The 16217-nt window shown below is 47.5% G+C and carries 10 protein-coding genes and 2 pseudogenes; 7 read left to right on the forward strand and 5 right to left on the reverse strand.

Annotation, left to right across the window (positions count from 1 at the left end):
* Positions 1 to 84: 84 nt before the first annotated feature.
* Positions 85 to 1158 (forward strand): annotated as a pseudogene (locus BCT11_RS27785) (IS4 family transposase); the annotation flags it as partial.
* Here BCT11_RS27785 and manA read toward each other — a convergent pair.
* From manA to malX, 3 genes and pseudogenes are all read right to left on the reverse strand, one after another.
* Positions 1132 to 2154 (reverse strand): annotated as a pseudogene (gene manA / locus BCT11_RS27790) (mannose-6-phosphate isomerase, class I); the annotation flags it as partial. The pseudogenes BCT11_RS27785 and manA sit on opposite strands and share 27 nt — an antisense overlap.
* A 21-nt stretch (positions 2155 to 2175) precedes the next feature.
* Positions 2176 to 3354, reverse strand: coding sequence for a MalY/PatB family protein (locus BCT11_RS27795; RefSeq protein ID WP_102390031.1), 1179 nt, complete (start codon positions 3352 to 3354; stop codon positions 2176 to 2178).
* 91 nt (positions 3355 to 3445) lie between these two features.
* Positions 3446 to 5017 carry a maltose/glucose-specific PTS transporter subunit IIBC gene (gene malX / locus BCT11_RS27800; protein ID WP_102390050.1) on the reverse strand — a complete coding sequence of 524 codons (1572 nt, stop codon included), beginning with the start codon at positions 5015 to 5017 and terminating at the stop codon, positions 3446 to 3448.
* A gap of 237 nt (positions 5018 to 5254) precedes the next feature.
* Between malX and malI the strand changes: the two genes are divergently transcribed.
* Positions 5255 to 6277: a Mal regulon transcriptional regulator MalI gene (gene malI, locus BCT11_RS27805; protein WP_005453001.1), complete on the forward strand. Its 1023-nt coding sequence runs from the start codon at positions 5255 to 5257 to the stop codon at positions 6275 to 6277.
* Here the strand turns inward: malI and BCT11_RS27810 are convergent.
* Complete coding sequence (locus BCT11_RS27810) at positions 6274 to 7014, reverse strand: DNA-binding transcriptional regulator YciT (RefSeq protein ID WP_005436345.1); 741 nt, start codon at positions 7012 to 7014, stop codon at positions 6274 to 6276. The two genes, malI and BCT11_RS27810, sit on opposite strands and share 4 nt — an antisense overlap.
* A 91-nt stretch (positions 7015 to 7105) precedes the next feature.
* Positions 7106 to 7495 carry a VOC family protein gene (locus BCT11_RS27815; protein ID WP_102390051.1) on the reverse strand — a complete coding sequence of 130 codons (390 nt, stop codon included), beginning with the start codon at positions 7493 to 7495 and terminating at the stop codon, positions 7106 to 7108.
* Positions 7496 to 7653: 158 nt separating this feature from the next.
* On the opposite strand from BCT11_RS27815, the gene BCT11_RS27820 reads away from it, so the two are divergent.
* The 5 genes from BCT11_RS27820 to BCT11_RS27845 all read left to right on the forward strand — a co-directional run bounded on the left by BCT11_RS27820 (position 7654) and on the right by BCT11_RS27845 (position 16209).
* Positions 7654 to 8133: a peptide-methionine (S)-S-oxide reductase gene (locus BCT11_RS27820; RefSeq protein ID WP_102390052.1), complete on the forward strand. Its 480-nt coding sequence runs from the start codon at positions 7654 to 7656 to the stop codon at positions 8131 to 8133.
* Between the two features lie 716 nt (positions 8134 to 8849).
* On the forward strand, positions 8850 to 9290 hold the full coding sequence (locus BCT11_RS27830) for a PTS sugar transporter subunit IIA (protein ID WP_005436338.1): 441 nt from the start codon (positions 8850 to 8852) through the stop codon (positions 9288 to 9290).
* 11 nt (positions 9291 to 9301) lie between these two features.
* Entirely contained in the window at positions 9302 to 10702 is a 1401-nt protein-coding gene (locus BCT11_RS27835) for a fructose-specific PTS transporter subunit EIIC (RefSeq protein ID WP_010453114.1), read from the forward strand.
* Positions 10703 to 10823: 121 nt separating this feature from the next.
* Positions 10824 to 13655, forward strand: a complete 2832-nt coding sequence (locus BCT11_RS27840; RefSeq protein ID WP_102390056.1) for a GH92 family glycosyl hydrolase — start codon at positions 10824 to 10826, stop codon at positions 13653 to 13655.
* Between the two features lie 133 nt (positions 13656 to 13788).
* Positions 13789 to 16209: a GH92 family glycosyl hydrolase gene (locus BCT11_RS27845; protein ID WP_029809482.1), complete on the forward strand. Its 2421-nt coding sequence runs from the start codon at positions 13789 to 13791 to the stop codon at positions 16207 to 16209.
* Positions 16210 to 16217 lie beyond the last annotated feature (8 nt).

A 16217-nucleotide genomic window follows, 5' to 3' on the forward strand; every position in this document is an offset into this window, starting at 1 on the left:
GCAATGTAGATCAGATAAGGATCGGTTGACCGATCCTTCTGCTGAGAGATAATCGGAAGCCTGTTTCTAGGCTTCCGATTTTTTATGTCTATCCAAAACTGTTTTGCCGATTTCCTCGAAGAAAATCCTGTTGATGTAGCTCAACTCACTACTTTCTCTGAACATATTCCAGATGAGTGGATTGTTAAGGCGGCCAGTCTTTCTGATAAAGCAACTATTCGCCGGCGTCGATTACCAAGTGATATGGTCTTGTGGTTAATTGTCGGTATGGCCTTCTTTCGTAATGAACCTATTGCCGAAGTTGCACGAAGAATGAATGTCTGTGCGGATGGCTTAGCTGATGAAGAGTTATTAGCAAAAAGTGCTTTAACTCAGGCAAGGCAACGTTTAGGTAGAGCTGCACCAGAGTGGTTGTTTAAACAATGTGGGCGGACGTGGGGTCTTGAGCGATACCGTGATGATACGTGGCAAGGATTACAAGTTTTTGCTGTAGACGGTGCTCTTTTTCGAACCGCGGATACCCCCGAACTTAGAGAGCACTTTGGCTCGGGTAATACCTCTAGCAACAGACAGACACCGCATCCAGTGCTAAGAGTTGTGACTATAATGAATGTCCGCTCTCATGTCATCGTTGACGCCGCCATAAGCCCCTATCGGCGGGGTGAAATCCCGCTTGCTATGCCCTTCATCGACTCTTTGCCAGATAACTCTGTGACGTTATTGGATAAAGGGTTTTACGGTGCAGACTTACTTCTCTCTCTTCAAAATAGCGGTATTAATAGGCATTGGTTGATACCAGCAAGGAAGGGGCTGAAATACACACTTCTAGATGAAGAAGAAAGTAATGACATGCTCATCGAAATGAAAGTCTCTCCGCAAGCTCGCAAAAAGAACCCTAGTTTACCTGAGAAATGGCAAGTCAGAGCGGTGACCTACGAAGTACAAGGTAAGCAGAAAACCGTTTTTACCTCCCTTCCTAGAACAAACTACGACGCGAAGGCAGTAGCCGAACTCTACCACGAACGTTGGGAAATCGAATTGGGTTATCGTGATATCAAAAGCTCAATGCAACACAATGCCTTAGTATTACGCAGCAAAACAGTAGACCTTGTTTATCAAGAACTCTGGGGACTGTTGCTTACATTCTTCATCGGAAGAGAGAATATCAAACCCAAAATCGTCCACCGGAATTGGATAGCTCAACTTGCCCTCTTTGTGGATTGGCGGCAGCTTAATCAGTTCCGGTTGTGTGGTGTGAAATGCCGTATTGGCGATAAGCTCATCCACATCAATGTACTTGGGCGTTAACCCAGCTCTAAGTACGTTGTCAGAATTCGCCATGATTTCCAACGCTGTACCTTGCACATACGCATGAGGCGTTTCGGCATGGAGGAACATCGCTTCCCCGGGCGCAAGTTCTATCGTGTTCAACATCAACGGAGATAGCGATCCTATGTCTTGCGGGTAATGCTTTTGAAATTCCGCCACATAACTGAGCACTTCTCTTTCCAATACCGTCTTTGGACCACGCTCTAACGCTGCGTCCAGTTCTGCCAAGGCTTGAATTTTATGAGCTTCGCTCAAGGTCATGATCGCCGTGAAGAAGTCTTTCAACCCGTCTTGATTTGGGTGCTCGGCTAGCGCGGTCACTTCGCTGTCTAAACTGCGAATACCGAATTGGCGGAACAGCGTCAGTATCTGTTCTATCGGACGAAAGCCATTCATCGCCTTGTAGAAAGTCAGTGCGTAGACCAACTCTGGCTTGTGATTGGCGTCTTTGTAATTGCGATTAGGGGCATCAAGCGGAATACCTTGTTCATTCTCTCGTGCAAAACTAAGCTCAGCTTTTCGCTTGCTCGGATGAACTTGAATCGAGAGCGGAGAATCCGCCGCAAGCACTTTGAATAGATACGGAAGTTCACCGAAACGCATCATGGTGTAATCACCAAACATGTTTGCTTTGTCTCTCGCAATCACATCAGACAATAACTCACCGGTTGTTGCGAGGCGCGAGCAGCCATTAGGGTGCGCTCCCATCCAAATTTCAGCTTGAGGTTGATGGTTCACATTGTCGATGCCAAATAGTTTAGAAATCGACTCTTTACTTCCCCAAGCGTATTTTTGAATCACGTTATCTAGCTTGAACAGTGACATCTCACACTCTCCTGCGATGGTTTAACGCTGCAATTTGATCGCTTGAATCAAGGCTGAAACGCCTTGCTCGACTTTGCTTCTTGGGCAACCCAGATTGAGCCTGAGATAGCCTTTACCAGAATCGCCATAAACATCTCCAGACATGATGGCGACATTGAATCGCTCAATTAACGCCTGATTAAGCAGCGTCATATCTAGATTCAAAACAGATAAGTCAATCCATGCTAAATAGGTCGCGTCTGGAACAAGGTAGCTCACCTCAGGAAAGGCGCTTTCCAGTGCTTCTTTCACGTATTGATGGTTAGCCAATACATACTCGTTGAGTGCCTTTAGCCAAGGCTCTCCATGACGATAAGCCGCCATCGTACCAAGCACGCCCATGATAGAGGGCGATGAAAGACCATCCACCTCTTTGAGTTTATGCAGATAACGTTCGCGAGTTGGTGAATCCGCGATCAACGCATATGCGCCATTCAAGGCTGGAATATTGAATGATTTAGACGCCGATGTAACCACAGCCCAATCTTGTGAACGACCAAACCCCACGTAAGGGATGTGACGCTTAAAGCTCACGTCCATGTGGATCTCATCCGAAACCACTTTGACTTGGTGTTGGTTACAAAGCTCCGCCATCTTTTCCAATTCGCTTTGGCTCCACACTCGCCCTGTTGGGTTGTGAGGGCTGCATAACAACAGCACAGTGTTGTTCTGGTCAGCGAGTTTGGTTTCCAGATCTTGCCAGTCAATTTCAAATCGACCTTGCTGCTTGATGAGCGGACTGCGAACGCACGCACGACCTTGCCCTTCAATCATTTTGTCGAACGCATCATAAGCTGGTGTATGGAACACCACGCCCTGTCCCAGCTGACTCCATTGCTCAATCAACTTTGACACAATGTAGATAACCGATGGTCCGTACACCACTTGCTGAGTGTCGATTTCGCAGTCAAAACGAGTTTGATACCAGTAGCAAATCGCGGACTTAAAATCCTCATGGTTCCAGCGGCTATAACCTAATACCGGATGCTCTAAACGTTGTTTAAGTACATCCATCACGGGCTCTGGCGCAGCAAAATCCATATCTGAAATGGTAAACGGCAATAAACCCGGTTTTCCAAATCTATCCTGAACGTAGTCCCACTGCGTGCAGTAAGTGCCGGTGCGATCAATCGGTGTATCAAAGTCGAAATTCTGAGTCATACGAATATTCCAATATTAAGGTCCCTCGTCACAATCTCATTGGGGGGAGGATGGAGATTGTGCCGAGGGGGAGCATCTATCAAGGCAGTGATTAGCTTGCAGACATGATGGCTTGCATTTCGTTCTTCACAAGGTGAACTTGCGTGCCAATAACGACTTGCAGGTTGTGCTCATCAAGCTTCACTACGCCCAGAGCGCCGTTGGCTTTCAACTTAGCGTCGTCGACCAAACTCATGTCGTTAACAGACAAGCGAAGACGAGTGATGCAGTTATCCAGAGCCGTGATGTTCTCTTTGCCACCAAGAGCTGCCAATACTGCGGCACCTTTGCCAGATTCATTGATGAAAGCGGCTTCAAGCTCTTTGTCCACTTCCGCCGTGTCGACTTCACGACCTGGTGTTTTTAGGTTGAACTTAGTGATCGCAAACTTAAACACTGAGTAATAAACCACGAACCAAACACCCGCCACCAGCGGTACTAAGTACCATTTCGTCGCTGTGCCTTGCAGGATACCGAACACCAAGAAGTCAATCAGATTGCCGTCTGTGTTACCGATGGTGACATCAAGCAAGCCCATCACCATAAAGCCCAAACCAGTCAGAATCGCATGGACGAAGTAAAGCACTGGCGCAACAAATAGGAACAAGAATTCAAGCGGCTCAGTGATACCACCTACCACACAAGCTACGACGCCAGAGATAAGCAGTGCTTTGATTTTTGAGCGGTTCTCAGGGCGAGCACAGTGGTACATAGCAAGAGCCGCACCCGGTAAACCGCCTAGGAAGGTTGGCATTTTACCTTGAGACAAGAATGCCGTGACTTCCGGAGTAAACGTCGTTGTGTCAGGACAAGACAATTCAGAGTAGAAGATGTTTAGTGCGCCAGACACGGTTTGACCACACACGTCCATAGTACCGCCTGCTTCAGTGAATCGAATCAGCGCAACTAAGATGTGGTGAAGACCGATTGGCAGCAACAAACGTTCGCCCGTACCAAACAGCATTGGACCGAAATCGCCCGCACCTTCAATCACATGACCGATACCATTGATGCCTGCAGCAAAGTAAGGCCATACGAATGGGATAAACACACCGACAACGCCCAGCACCAATGCAGAAATGATTGGAACAAAACGAGCGCCACCAAAGAACGCTAGTGCATCTGGCATTTTGAAGGTGTAAAAACGCTGGTGAAGTTTCGCAACTATCACACCAACGATCACCGCGCCAAGAATACCAGTATCAATCGATTCAATCCCGATGATGCTTTTCACGCCATAAGCGGCACGTTCCGCTTCACTGTCTAGTACACCAGCGACGGTTAGGAAGAAGTTGATCGCAAGGTTGAACGCAGCATAACCAACGAAACCCGCGAAACCTGCCACACCTTTTTCTTCACGCGCTAATCCAAGCGGGATAGCAACGGCGAACATCACAGGCAAGTAGATGAATGCGACAAGACCGATTTTGGTCATCCACATAAACAGGTATTGCAGAGGGGTGTTGTCTAAAAATGGGATGGCTTCTTTGATAGCGGCGCTAGAAAACGAGCTGCCGACACCAAGAAGAATACCTGAAAATGCCAGCAGCGCGACTGGCAACATGAAGGTCTTACCGAGGCTTTGCAAGAACTCCCACATGGTCGATTTATTGCTTTTAGACATAGTTTGTCTCCGGAAATTGAGAACTTGTAGGGCTCATACACATCACATTATGTGCGCATGAAGTGTTGTTTTTATGCACTCAATATACGCTGCTAAAAATTTTGATAAAACGTTTTACCAAAAATTCTGTGATCGAGTTAGATATCTTTTTCCACAAACTTTGTAGGGCTTTTAAAATCAACCTAATAGGGTTACAGTTTGATGATAAAACGTTTTTCTAATCCATAAAGTGAATCTATGTCGTCAAAAAAAGTGACCATTACAGAAGTCGCTAAACATGCTGGCGTGTCAGTTACCACCGTCTCTATGGTGTTGGGGAATAAAGGGCGGATCTCTCCAGACACAATAGAAAAGGTCAACGCTGCGGTAGAAGAGCTCGGCTATATCCGTAACCGTGCCGCTGCCAACTTACGATCCAACTCCAGTGAAATCATTGGACTGATCCTCAAAGACATCAGTGATCCCTATTACGCAGAAGTCGCGGCAGGATTGAGTGAGGAAATCGAGCAGCAAGGTTACATGCTGTTTCTGGCTCAAAGTGGGGATAGCCAAGAAAAGTTTGAGAAGTGTGTATTAACCATGGCACGCCAAGGTGTTGGTGGTATCGCATTTTGCCCGATTGGTGAAAGCCAGCAGTTCAATGTCGAAAACCTCAAGCAGCACAATCTGCCAATGGTGTGCATTTCACGCGCTTCGGTGGATAAGCAAATCGACTACGTGGGACCAGACAACATGTACGCTGCCAAGTTGGCGACGGAGCATCTGGTTAAGCAAGGGCACCGAAGAATCGCTTATGTTGGCGGCGCGAGCAGTTCTTTGTGTCGTGCTGAGCGTATTGGTGGGTATTGTTCAACCCTGATGCAGTTTGGTTTGCCTTTCAAACCAGAGTGGGTGGTCGAGTGTGAGAAAAGCCAAGCGTCTGCAGCTCAAACTGTGCAGCAACTGTTGTTGGAACATCCACAGATTACTGCGGTTCTTTGTCACCATTCCTCGACAGCACTAGGCGCGGTTTATGGCATACATCGAGCAGGTCGTTCCATCGGTAAAGATCAGTTTATCGGCGAGCAAGTATCGGTAATTGGTTTTGATGATGTTGAAGAAGCAGAGTTAATTGAACCACCGCTCACCTTCGTTAATTCCAATGCACGAGAGATGGGAAGACAAGCGGCAAAACGATTGATCAATCAATTGAAGCAAGAAGACAGCGAGCCTTACAGCTTGATCCTACCTCCCAAACTCATTGTTCGTGAGTCGGCTTAACCCAACACCACTTCCACACCTTGCTTTCTCAACTGTTCGAGGTCGCTTTTCGGAGCGGCTTCGTCGGTTAACAACACCGAGATTTCACTCGTTTTACCAATCGAAGATGGGTAGATTTGCCCAAACTTACTTGAGTCCGTCAGCACGATGTTACGACGCTTTTTCGCAATAATGGTTTCGGCGATTTCTGCGCGCATCATGTCTCGGCTAGTAAAGCCTGTGTCTTGATGGAAACCGTCAATACCCAAAAAAGCCGTGCTGAAATGAATGTTTTCAATACACAGCTTAGTCAGCGGTCCAACCAAACTCTCGCCTTGATGCTGATACACACCACCAAGCAAGATGATGTTCGCTGAGGTGTTACGGATGAGGTGGGCGATGTACGCCGATGGGGTAATGATGGTGACGTCACCACGTTCAGCCAACGTGCGAGCCAAGAGCGCATTGGCACTGCCGCCTTCGATTAATACGGTTTCGTTTGGTGATACCAAGTCTGCCGCTTTGTTGGCTAACGCTTGTTTGATGTCGAAGCGCACTTCGAGTCGCGTATCAATATCGTCACTTTGCAGCGCCGTCGCAGCGCCATGTACACGCTTTAAGTAGCCTTGCTGCTCAAGGAAGTTCAAATCCTGTCTGATGGTCACGCCCGACACGCCAATGATGTCAGAAAGCTCCGTCACTTGAACGCGTTTGCGGTCATTAACCAATTGCAGGATTTCATTTTGTCTTGAGTTCACAGGCTCGCTCCTTTTTGATGAGCTTGCAGTATACGCCCGAACACTTTCATATGAAAGCAGCCTGTGAACGATAGAAATAAGCTAAGTCGCGTTACACCGTAAGCTCAAGACGGTTGCCATCCGGATCTAACACGCAGCTTTCATAATAGCCATCACCTGTTTGTCTCGGACCGTCGATCCATTGGTAGCCATCATCCACTAAGGTTTTGGTTAGTTGATCCACTGCTTGTTCTGATCCTAAAGCAAAGGCAAAGTGTGCTAACCCCGTTACCTGCATTGCATGAGATTTTTCACAGGCGGTCACACCTTCCATCGACATTAACTCCAATCGTGCGCCACTTTCAAACGAAAGAAAGTAAGATGAAAACTGCTTGGTTGGATTGTGGTATTTGTCGTTAGGCACCGCGTTAAAGTATTTCTCATAGAAGGCTTTAAGCTCTTCCAAACGTTCAGTCCAAATCGCGATATGTTCAATTTTCATTAGGATTCCCCCTAGCTCTCAACTGGGTTCAATCTAACGAGGAAACGCAGCACAAAAAAGAGAGCAAATCACCACCGAGTTGTTCCTGTTTTATGGTTGGAGTTGTGTTTGAGCGAAAGTGATGCCCATAATGGCGCAAAGTTTTTCAGGACAGAATGATGGAAGAAATTTACTTCGCAGGCGGATGCCTTTGGGGTGTTCAAGAGTTTATGCGCCACCTTCCCGGCGTAATCAGCACCGAGGCAGGACGAGCGAATGGCTCAACAGAGAACACTCAATCCGAATACGATGGCTACGCAGAATGCGTGAAAACCCAGTTCGACCCTAAGCAGGTTTCGGTTGAAACTTTAATGGGGTATCTATTTGAGATCATCGACCCACACAGTGTTAACAAGCAAGGTGAAGACGTAGGTGAGAAGTACCGTACTGGTGTCTACAGCCAAAACGAACAACACCTAGCCATCGCTAAAGCGTTTATCGCAGCAAGACCGGATGCTGAGAAGATCGCCGTAGAAGTACTGCCACTCACAAACTATGTGCCAAGTGATGATGAGCACCAAGACCGACTCACGCGCTTTCCCAATGACTACTGCCATATCCCGTTAGATTTGCTGCACAAGTACAAAAATCCGTCTTAATGGATTAGCCAAATTCAGCGTAACACCCCTTCCTAACCTCCTCTTGGCTTCAAATTCGGAGCTTACATTGAACAATGCATATCAAGGGGAGGAACTAGCTGAGCTCACTATCGGCTCTCCTAAGCGCTTTATTTCTTTTCTCAAAGAGATAGAAAATTACGTTAATAAAAGGGTTACTATACCCAAGTGACTTCAAGATGCAGGATTCAGAGCGTTGTCATTGATTCGAGGTGAAGGAAAACAACGCAGCGTAATAGCCAGCTCTTTCCAAGTTGTTTGACGCAGAAGTCGAGTCAATGACACGCTCCCAAAGGGCGAGTTGTCTTGGCTTGTATACTTTGTTGTCGATTCTTGATTTAGACCCACTAGACCTTTAAATCGCCGCCGCGTCTACAAACCAAGTCATTCTCGCTGAACCTAGCATCTCGAGGTTACTTGGGTATATATAGCCTTTAGCACAAAGCCTCTTTTTTATAGCAAAATTTAACCATATTTGATTCCCTTCTCGTTTATTTTCAAGCTTCATTATTAATTTCAAAATAAATGGAATATAAGTCACAATACTAATTCCCTTCTAGCTCATTGATATTAATGACTTCTATCACACTTAGCTCTCAGTGATACAAAAATATAGTTATTGGATTTTTTTTACTATTTCAGAAAACCGTAACATTAATTAAATTTGCCTCATTACTTCAGTACCAATGAGTCAAAAAATGATTACAGAACTAACAAACGTCAATTTAATTAAAGGCAACCTTCAAGCAAATAATAAAAAAGAAGTCTTTGAAGAGCTAGCACAGATGCTATTCGAAAATAATCGAATCAGCAGCAAAGAGGCTTTTTTAACCGACATAGAAGCACGTGAAGCATTAAGCGTGACTTCAATGGACGGTATCGCTTACCCACACGCAAAAAGCAAAGCGGTTACAGAGCCTGCAATTGCTGTTGGCGTAAAGCGCGAAGGCATCGAGTATGGCGACGAAGAGGGAGTCAAACCGACCGTATTCTTCATGATTGCCTCACCAGATAACGGTGCCGACCACCATATTTATGTTCTTCAAGAATTGTTCGGTAAATTTAGCGAAGAGTTTATTGAAGATATTCATAACGCAAAAGACGAAAACCAAATACTAAATATTTTAATTAATTCATAAGGCGTGAAATTATGAGTACAATCACAGCTCAAGCTAGTAATAATAGCGATTTCAAAAAAATCCTAAGTACCATGAAAGGTCACCTTTTATTCGGTACTTCTCACATGCTTCCATTTATCGTTGCGGGTGGTGTACTACTGGCGCTAGCGGTAATGGCATCAGGTAAAGGTGCGGTTCCTGCGGACGGTTTATTGGCTGATATTTCTAATATCGGTATTAAAGGTCTGGTGCTGTTCCCAATTATTCTTGGTGGCTTCATCGGTTACTCAATTGCAGACAAACCAGCACTAGCACCAGCGATGATCTCTTCTGGCATCATGGCTGACATGGGCGGCGGCTTCCTTGGTTGTATCGTAGCGGGTTTCATCGCAGGTGGTGTAGTATTCCAACTTAAGAAGATCCCTCTTTCTGCTAACATGACTGCGTTGGGCGCTTACTTCATCTACCCTCTACTAGGTACGCTTATCTCTGCAGGTATCGTTCTATGGGGTATCGGTGAGCCAATCAAGATCTTCATGGCGTCTATGAACGAATTCCTAGCTTCTATGGCTGGCGCTTCTAAAGTGGTTCTAGGTACGATTCTTGGTGGTATGACTGCATTCGATATGGGCGGTCCAATCAACAAGGTAGCAACGCTATTCGCTCAAACTCAAGTTGATACACAACCATGGCTAATGGGTGGTGTTGGTATCGCAATCTGTACGCCTCCTCTAGGTATGGCGCTAGCAACATTCCTATTCAAGAAGAAGTTCACTAAGCAAGAACAAGAAGCAGGTAAAGCAGCAGCAATCATGGGTTCTATCGGTATCTCTGAAGGTGCTATCCCATTCGCAGCAAACGACCCTGTACGCGTTCTTCCTTCAATCGTTGCTGGTGGTATCGTTGGCTGTGTGTTCGGCTTCCTAACAGACGTACTGCTACACGCACCATGGGGCGGTCTAATCACAGCTCCTGTATCAAGCAACATCCCAATGTACGTTGTGGGTATCGCACTAGGCTCACTAACAACAGCAGTTATCGTTGGCTTCTGGAAACCAGTTGCTGAAGAAGAAGCAGAAGACGAAATCGCAGAAGCAGCACCTGCACAAGCTCAAGCGGCTCCAGCAGCAGGCGAAGGCGAGTACGACATCGTAGCAGTAACATGTTGCCCATCTGGCGTAGCACACACATTCATGGCAGCGAAAGCACTAGAGAAAGCAGGTGCTGCAGCGGGTCTGAAAATCAAAGTAGAAACTCAAGGTCAAAACGGTATCCAGAACCGCATCACTGACCTAGATGTAGCAAACGCGAAGCTGGTTATTCTAGCTCACGATATCCAAGTAAAAGACGCTCACCGCTTTGCAAAAGCAAACGTTGTTGAGTGTTCAACGAAAGAAGCGATGCGTAACGCAGCGACTCTTGTGAAAGCTTAAACCTTAAGCTCCTCCCCCTAAGAGCCCTTTCCCCCAAAGGGCTCTATTTCAAGTTTTTAAGTTTTAGTAATACCCCTGATTTTTTTAATTATATAACCCTACAATTTACAAGGCTTTAAAAGTGAAATTCAAACCTTCCCTACTCGCTTGCGCAGTTCTCAGTGGTCTAGTCGGTCTGACTGGCTGTAACGACGACACAACCAACATTTATGAAGGCGGTGACACCAACCCTGCACTGCCGGATATTCCTGACGGCGGCAAGCCAGTATGTCCTCCAGTTGGCGATGGCGACTGCGATGACAAGCCAAACCCAGAAACACCCGAAATCGACATGGGCGTTCACATCCCAGTAGATTTCGCCGATATGGACGTAACACGCTACGTCAACCCATTCATCGGCACAGGTAACCTAGGCAACACCTACCCTGGAGCAACCACACCACACGGCATGGTGCAGCTTTCTCCAAACAACGGTTCTAACGGCTGGGAATACATTTCAGGCTACTACCACCACGACGCACGTACTTCCGGTTTCTCTCATACCCACCTTTCCGGAGCAGGTGCTGGCGACTTGAACGACATTCTCGTCATGCCAATCAACTCACGTTCGGATTACATGATTGATGAAGGTTCGGCAACGCTAAACCTAGAAGCGTCTCGCTTCCAACATCGTGACGAGCAAGCGACAGCAGGCTACTACAAAGTCGATCTATTGGATTACGACATCAAAGCCGAGTTGACGGCGTCGGATCGCGTTGGCGTGCACCGCTACACCTTCCCTCGTGATGAGAAGTCAGAAATCATCGTGAACACTGGCTTCAAAATTAACTGGGACTACACCTCAGATTCTTACTTGAAATGGGACAAAGACAATAACCGTCTAGAAGGTCACCGTTTCTCTGACGGCTGGGCACCAAGCCAAAAAGAATTCTTCGTGATGGAATTCGACCAACCAATCAAAAACGTTCGCTTTGCTTACTACGATAAAGAGCAAGGTCGTTACATGGACGTGCCAGAAGGCATTACGGAAATCGGTAACGAGACTCGCGGCAAGTATCAGTACGCACGCGCTTACGTAGAGTTCGACACATCAAAAGACGGCTTAACGGTTGAAGCGAAATTGGCGCTATCAAACGTTGAGATTGGCGAGAACGGCAAGTCTGGTGCTTCTCTTAACATGACAGAAGTTGCGGGCATGAACTTCGACCAAGTACGCGAAGCAGCAACGAAGAAATGGGAAGACGAACTCGGCAAGATCCAAGTCTCTGGCGACGAAGATTACAAACAGACGTTCTACACCGCGATGTACCACTCGTACCTAGGTCAAACCATTCACTCTGACTTAGATGGTCGCTACCGCCAAGTTCACCAAGGTCGTAACGCTTACCCAGATGGCAACACACCTTGGGGCGATAAGATTGATACGCTGAAAGAGTCAATCCGCACTGCCGATGCTAACAAAGATGGCAAAGCAGACTTCACGCGCTACGACACTTTCTCGTTATGGGATACCTACCGCGCAGTTCAACCTCTGTCTTCGATTCTTGAGCCAGACCGCTTAGCAGACGTGGTGCTGTCTATGCTGTCTTACGCCGAAGAAGAATGGGTGGATGACAAAGGCAACGTGCGCAAAGGTCGTCTGCCTGAGTGGACATTCAAAGGCAACGAAACCGGCATGATGATGGGCATGCACTCAACGCCTGTGATTCACGATGTGTTGTCGAAAGGCTCACTAGAAAAACGCATGATCGATCTTGGCTTTACAGAAGCAGAGCGCAAAGACGTGAAAGAGCGCTTGGTTGAAGCGATGATCACTGACGCGCGCGCCGCAACGAGCCAAGGCGTAGCATGGATCAAAGAGTACGAAGAACAAGGTTACGTGCCAGCGCAATTGCACGACACTCCACCAGATTCTTACGGCGGTCACTCACCATTTAAAGACTCTTGGACAGCATCTTACTCGCTTGAATACTCAATGAACGACTGGGCAATCGCGCAATCGGTCAAAGAAGTATTTGGTGAAGAAGATCCACGCTACACCGAGTTCGCTAACCGTTCTAAAAACTGGCAAGCGCAATTCGACTTCGGTGGTAAGCAATACCAAGGTTGGTTCAAAGCCCGTGACTACGATGGCGAGTTTATCGATGCAGGTTGGGTAGACCCAATCACCGGTCGTGCGGTTGGTAAAGACTGGCGTCCAGACATGTTCAACTGGTCATTCTCTGAGTCGAACGGCTGGCAATACTCGTTCAGTGTTCAGCACGACATTCATGGCTTGATTGACCTGATGACACGCTTCGACAAGACACAAAACCCTGAAGCAGAACGCGGTGACTTGTTTGCAGCGCGCTTGGATGAGTACTGGTCAACCTACCCAGACCGCAACGCAGGCGACAACCAATTCCCAGTGTTCAACACAGGTAACGTTGGTCAGCACGTTCAAGGTAACGAACCAGATATCCACGTTCCGTACTTGTACAACTACGTAGGTCAACCTTGGAAAGGTCAGGCAGCCATCGCCGCAGCAACCAACATTTGCTACAAGAACACCGCTGACGGCATTTGTGGTAACGACGACTTCGGTACGCTCTCTGCGTGGTTTGTGTTCCGTGCGCTTGGCTTCTACCCAGTGAACGCTTCTTCTGGCATCTACGAAATCGGTACTCCGCTGTTTGAAAGCGCGTCTATCGATGTCGGCAACAACCAGAAATTCACGGTTACCGCGAAGAACGTTAGCCGCAAAAACATCTTCATTCAATCGACTCGCTACAACGGCAAAGACTTCAACCGCACTTACCTGACTCATGACGAAATCATGTACGGCGGTGAGCTGGAGTTCGTGATGGGCGACAAACCAAATCAACGTTGGGGCTCTCTAGAGCAAGATCTTCCACCAGCACAAGGCATCGGTGAGTTCTTGCATGAAGACGAGATGCCAGCAGGTTCTCGTTAATCCCAATAGTGACAACTCAGCCGGGGGAGCGCATCTCCCGGCTATCCCTACAAGAAAATTTTATAAGCAGTCCCTTATAAACAGTCTCTTATAAACACTTTTTATATACGAATAACGACAAAACGGTATGCACATGTTTAAACGTAATCTTATCTCTTTGGCTATCCTGGTTGGTCTGACGGGTGGCTTGGCTGGCTGTAACAGCGACAACGATTCTTCCTCTTCACTGCCGGGCGATCCAATTGTGGATCTCGCGGTGTTGAAATACGTCGATCCTATGATCGGCACAGCAGCTTCTGGTCATACATTCCCGGGCGCGACGGTACCGGCAGGTATGGTTCAACTGTCTCCAGATACTTTCATCGGTTCTAACACTGATCACGAATCAGGACTTAACCCATGGCACTCGGCTTCTGGCTACTGGGATTCATCCAACTACGAAACTGGCGAAGTGGTTAACACTGACGTTCCGCTGTACGGCTTCTCCCATACTCACCTTTCAGGTACAGGCGCAACTGACTTAGGCGACATCTTGGTTCTGCCTTACGCAGACATGGCGAACACACAACTGAACTCTTTCGACAAAGCCAATGAAGAAGCAAGCGCAGGCTACTACAAAACCAAGCTAAACCAAGGTCAAATCGAAGTAGAACTGAGCGCAACCAAACGCGTTGGTTTGCACAAATACACTTTTGCTGAAGGCGCGGACCGCAACGTGAAGTTCGATTTGGGTCATACCCTAATGAACAACAACGGCAAGTCTTTGAAGAACAAAGTAGAAGTGGTGGACGAATACACCATTCGCGGTCGTAAAACCTCAACTGGCTGGTTCCAAGGGCAAGACCACCAAGGTCAGGACATCTTCTTCTACGCGAAATTCAACCAACCAATCGCCAAAGCACTATTGGGCGAACAAGACCTTGAACCAACGCGCGAAATGCGCAATGGCGCGGTTTACTCAGGCGATGATCTGACCGCTTACCTAAACTTCGGCACAGGCGAAGAGCCAATTGAAATCCGCGTGGGTATCTCTCCTGTTAACTGGCAAGGCGCACAGAAAAACTTAGAAGCAGAAGCACCAAGTTTCGACCTAGCACAAGTGAAAGAAGACGCGGAATACGCGTGGGCTGAGAAGCTAGCAAAAATCAAAGTAGAAGGCGGCACAGACGCAGAGAAAACCAACTTCTACACTGGCATGTACCATATGATGATCGCGCCAATCGAGTTCTACGATGTGGATGGTCAATACGTGGATATGCTTGGCACAGTGCGCACACTGAAAGATGGCGACACACCAAACTACTCAATTTACTCAACGTGGGATACGTTCCGCGCCGTTCACCCAATGTGGACCATCATCGACCCAGACCAAGCAACGCTATACGTGAAAGACTTGATTCGTAAATCCAACGACGAGTTTGGTCTATTGCCGAAATGGGAAGGTCACGGCTCAGAAACCGGCACCATGATCGGCTACCCATCGGCAGCGATTCTGGGCGATGCGGTAACCAAAGGCTTGATTGATGCAGAGCAGGCTTACACGGCGTCGGTGAAATCAGCACGCTACACACCGCATGAGTACCCACAGATTCATGACGACATCCTAAGCTCACTTATGGCAGGTCAGCTGAATTACCACGAGAAAGAACAGTGTGTTCGTTACCCGAACTGGAACTCAGTATCGTACTCGTTGGAATTCTCATTCTACGATTGGACGATCGCAGAAATGGCGAAAGCTGCTGGCGATATGGACGCGTATGAAGAGTTCAAAGCTCGTTCTTACAACTCTTTGAAACACTGGGATGCAGAAGCAGGTAACGCAGACGGCACAGGCTTCTTCGTACCAACAGAACTGAAAGAAGGCGACCCATGTGCGCTGAAATACGCTTCAACTGATTTCGACCCTTACAAGTCTGACGCGTTCTACTACACAGAAGGTAACGCGTGGCAGTGGCAATGGGCGTTCATGCAAGACTTAGACAAGCTGACTGAAATCATGGGCGGCACGCAAGGTCTGAACGATAAGCTGAACAACCTATTTACTGCCGATCCAAATGGCGGCGAAGCGCACCAAGACATGACAGGCTACATCGGTCAGTACATTCACGGTAACGAGCCTTCGCACCACGTCATCTACTTGTACAACCGTACTGAAGAGTCTTACAAGGCGCAGGAATACCTAGACCAAGTTTACGACCAGTTCTACAAACCAACGCCAGACGGCATCATCGGTAACGAAGACGTAGGTCAAATGTCGGCGTGGTACTTGATGTCAGCACTGGGCTTCTACCAAATCTCGCCAACCGATCCAACCTACAGCATCGGTCGTCCAATCTTCGACAAAGCGACGGTAGACATTGGCTCTGGCACCTTCACGGTAACGGCTGAGAACAACGGTCCAGACAACATGTACATCAAAGAAGTGACCATCAACGGTAAGCCTCTGGATGTGTACAACACCTTCCAGCACAGCGAATTCAAAGCAGGCGGCGAACTGCACTTCGTGATGACGGCTGACAAGTCTGAAGCAATGCAAGCCAACCTAGGCGAATAATGATTTTG

Origin of the sequence: Vibrio sp. 10N.222.52.B12 (assembly GCF_002875385.1) — a bacterium.
GTDB classification, from domain to species: domain Bacteria; phylum Pseudomonadota; class Gammaproteobacteria; order Enterobacterales; family Vibrionaceae; genus Vibrio; species Vibrio jasicida.

Excerpts from the sequence above, each read along its gene's own strand:
- BCT11_RS27820 (WP_102390052.1), top strand. The coding sequence starts at position 7,654 with ATGGAAGAAATTTACTTCGCAGGCGGATGCCTTTGGGGTGTTCAAGAG.
- BCT11_RS27830 (WP_005436338.1), top strand. The coding sequence starts at position 8,850 with ATGATTACAGAACTAACAAACGTCAATTTAATTAAAGGCAACCTTCAA.
- malI (WP_005453001.1), top strand. The coding sequence starts at position 5,255 with ATGTCGTCAAAAAAAGTGACCATTACAGAAGTCGCTAAACATGCTGGC.
- malX (WP_102390050.1), bottom strand. The coding sequence starts at position 5,017 with ATGTCTAAAAGCAATAAATCGACCATGTGGGAGTTCTTGCAAAGCCTC.
- BCT11_RS27845 (WP_029809482.1), top strand. The coding sequence starts at position 13,789 with ATGTTTAAACGTAATCTTATCTCTTTGGCTATCCTGGTTGGTCTGACG.
- BCT11_RS27835 (WP_010453114.1), top strand. The coding sequence starts at position 9,302 with ATGAGTACAATCACAGCTCAAGCTAGTAATAATAGCGATTTCAAAAAA.
- BCT11_RS27795 (WP_102390031.1), bottom strand. The coding sequence starts at position 3,354 with ATGACTCAGAATTTCGACTTTGATACACCGATTGATCGCACCGGCACT.
- BCT11_RS27815 (WP_102390051.1), bottom strand. The coding sequence starts at position 7,495 with ATGAAAATTGAACATATCGCGATTTGGACTGAACGTTTGGAAGAGCTT.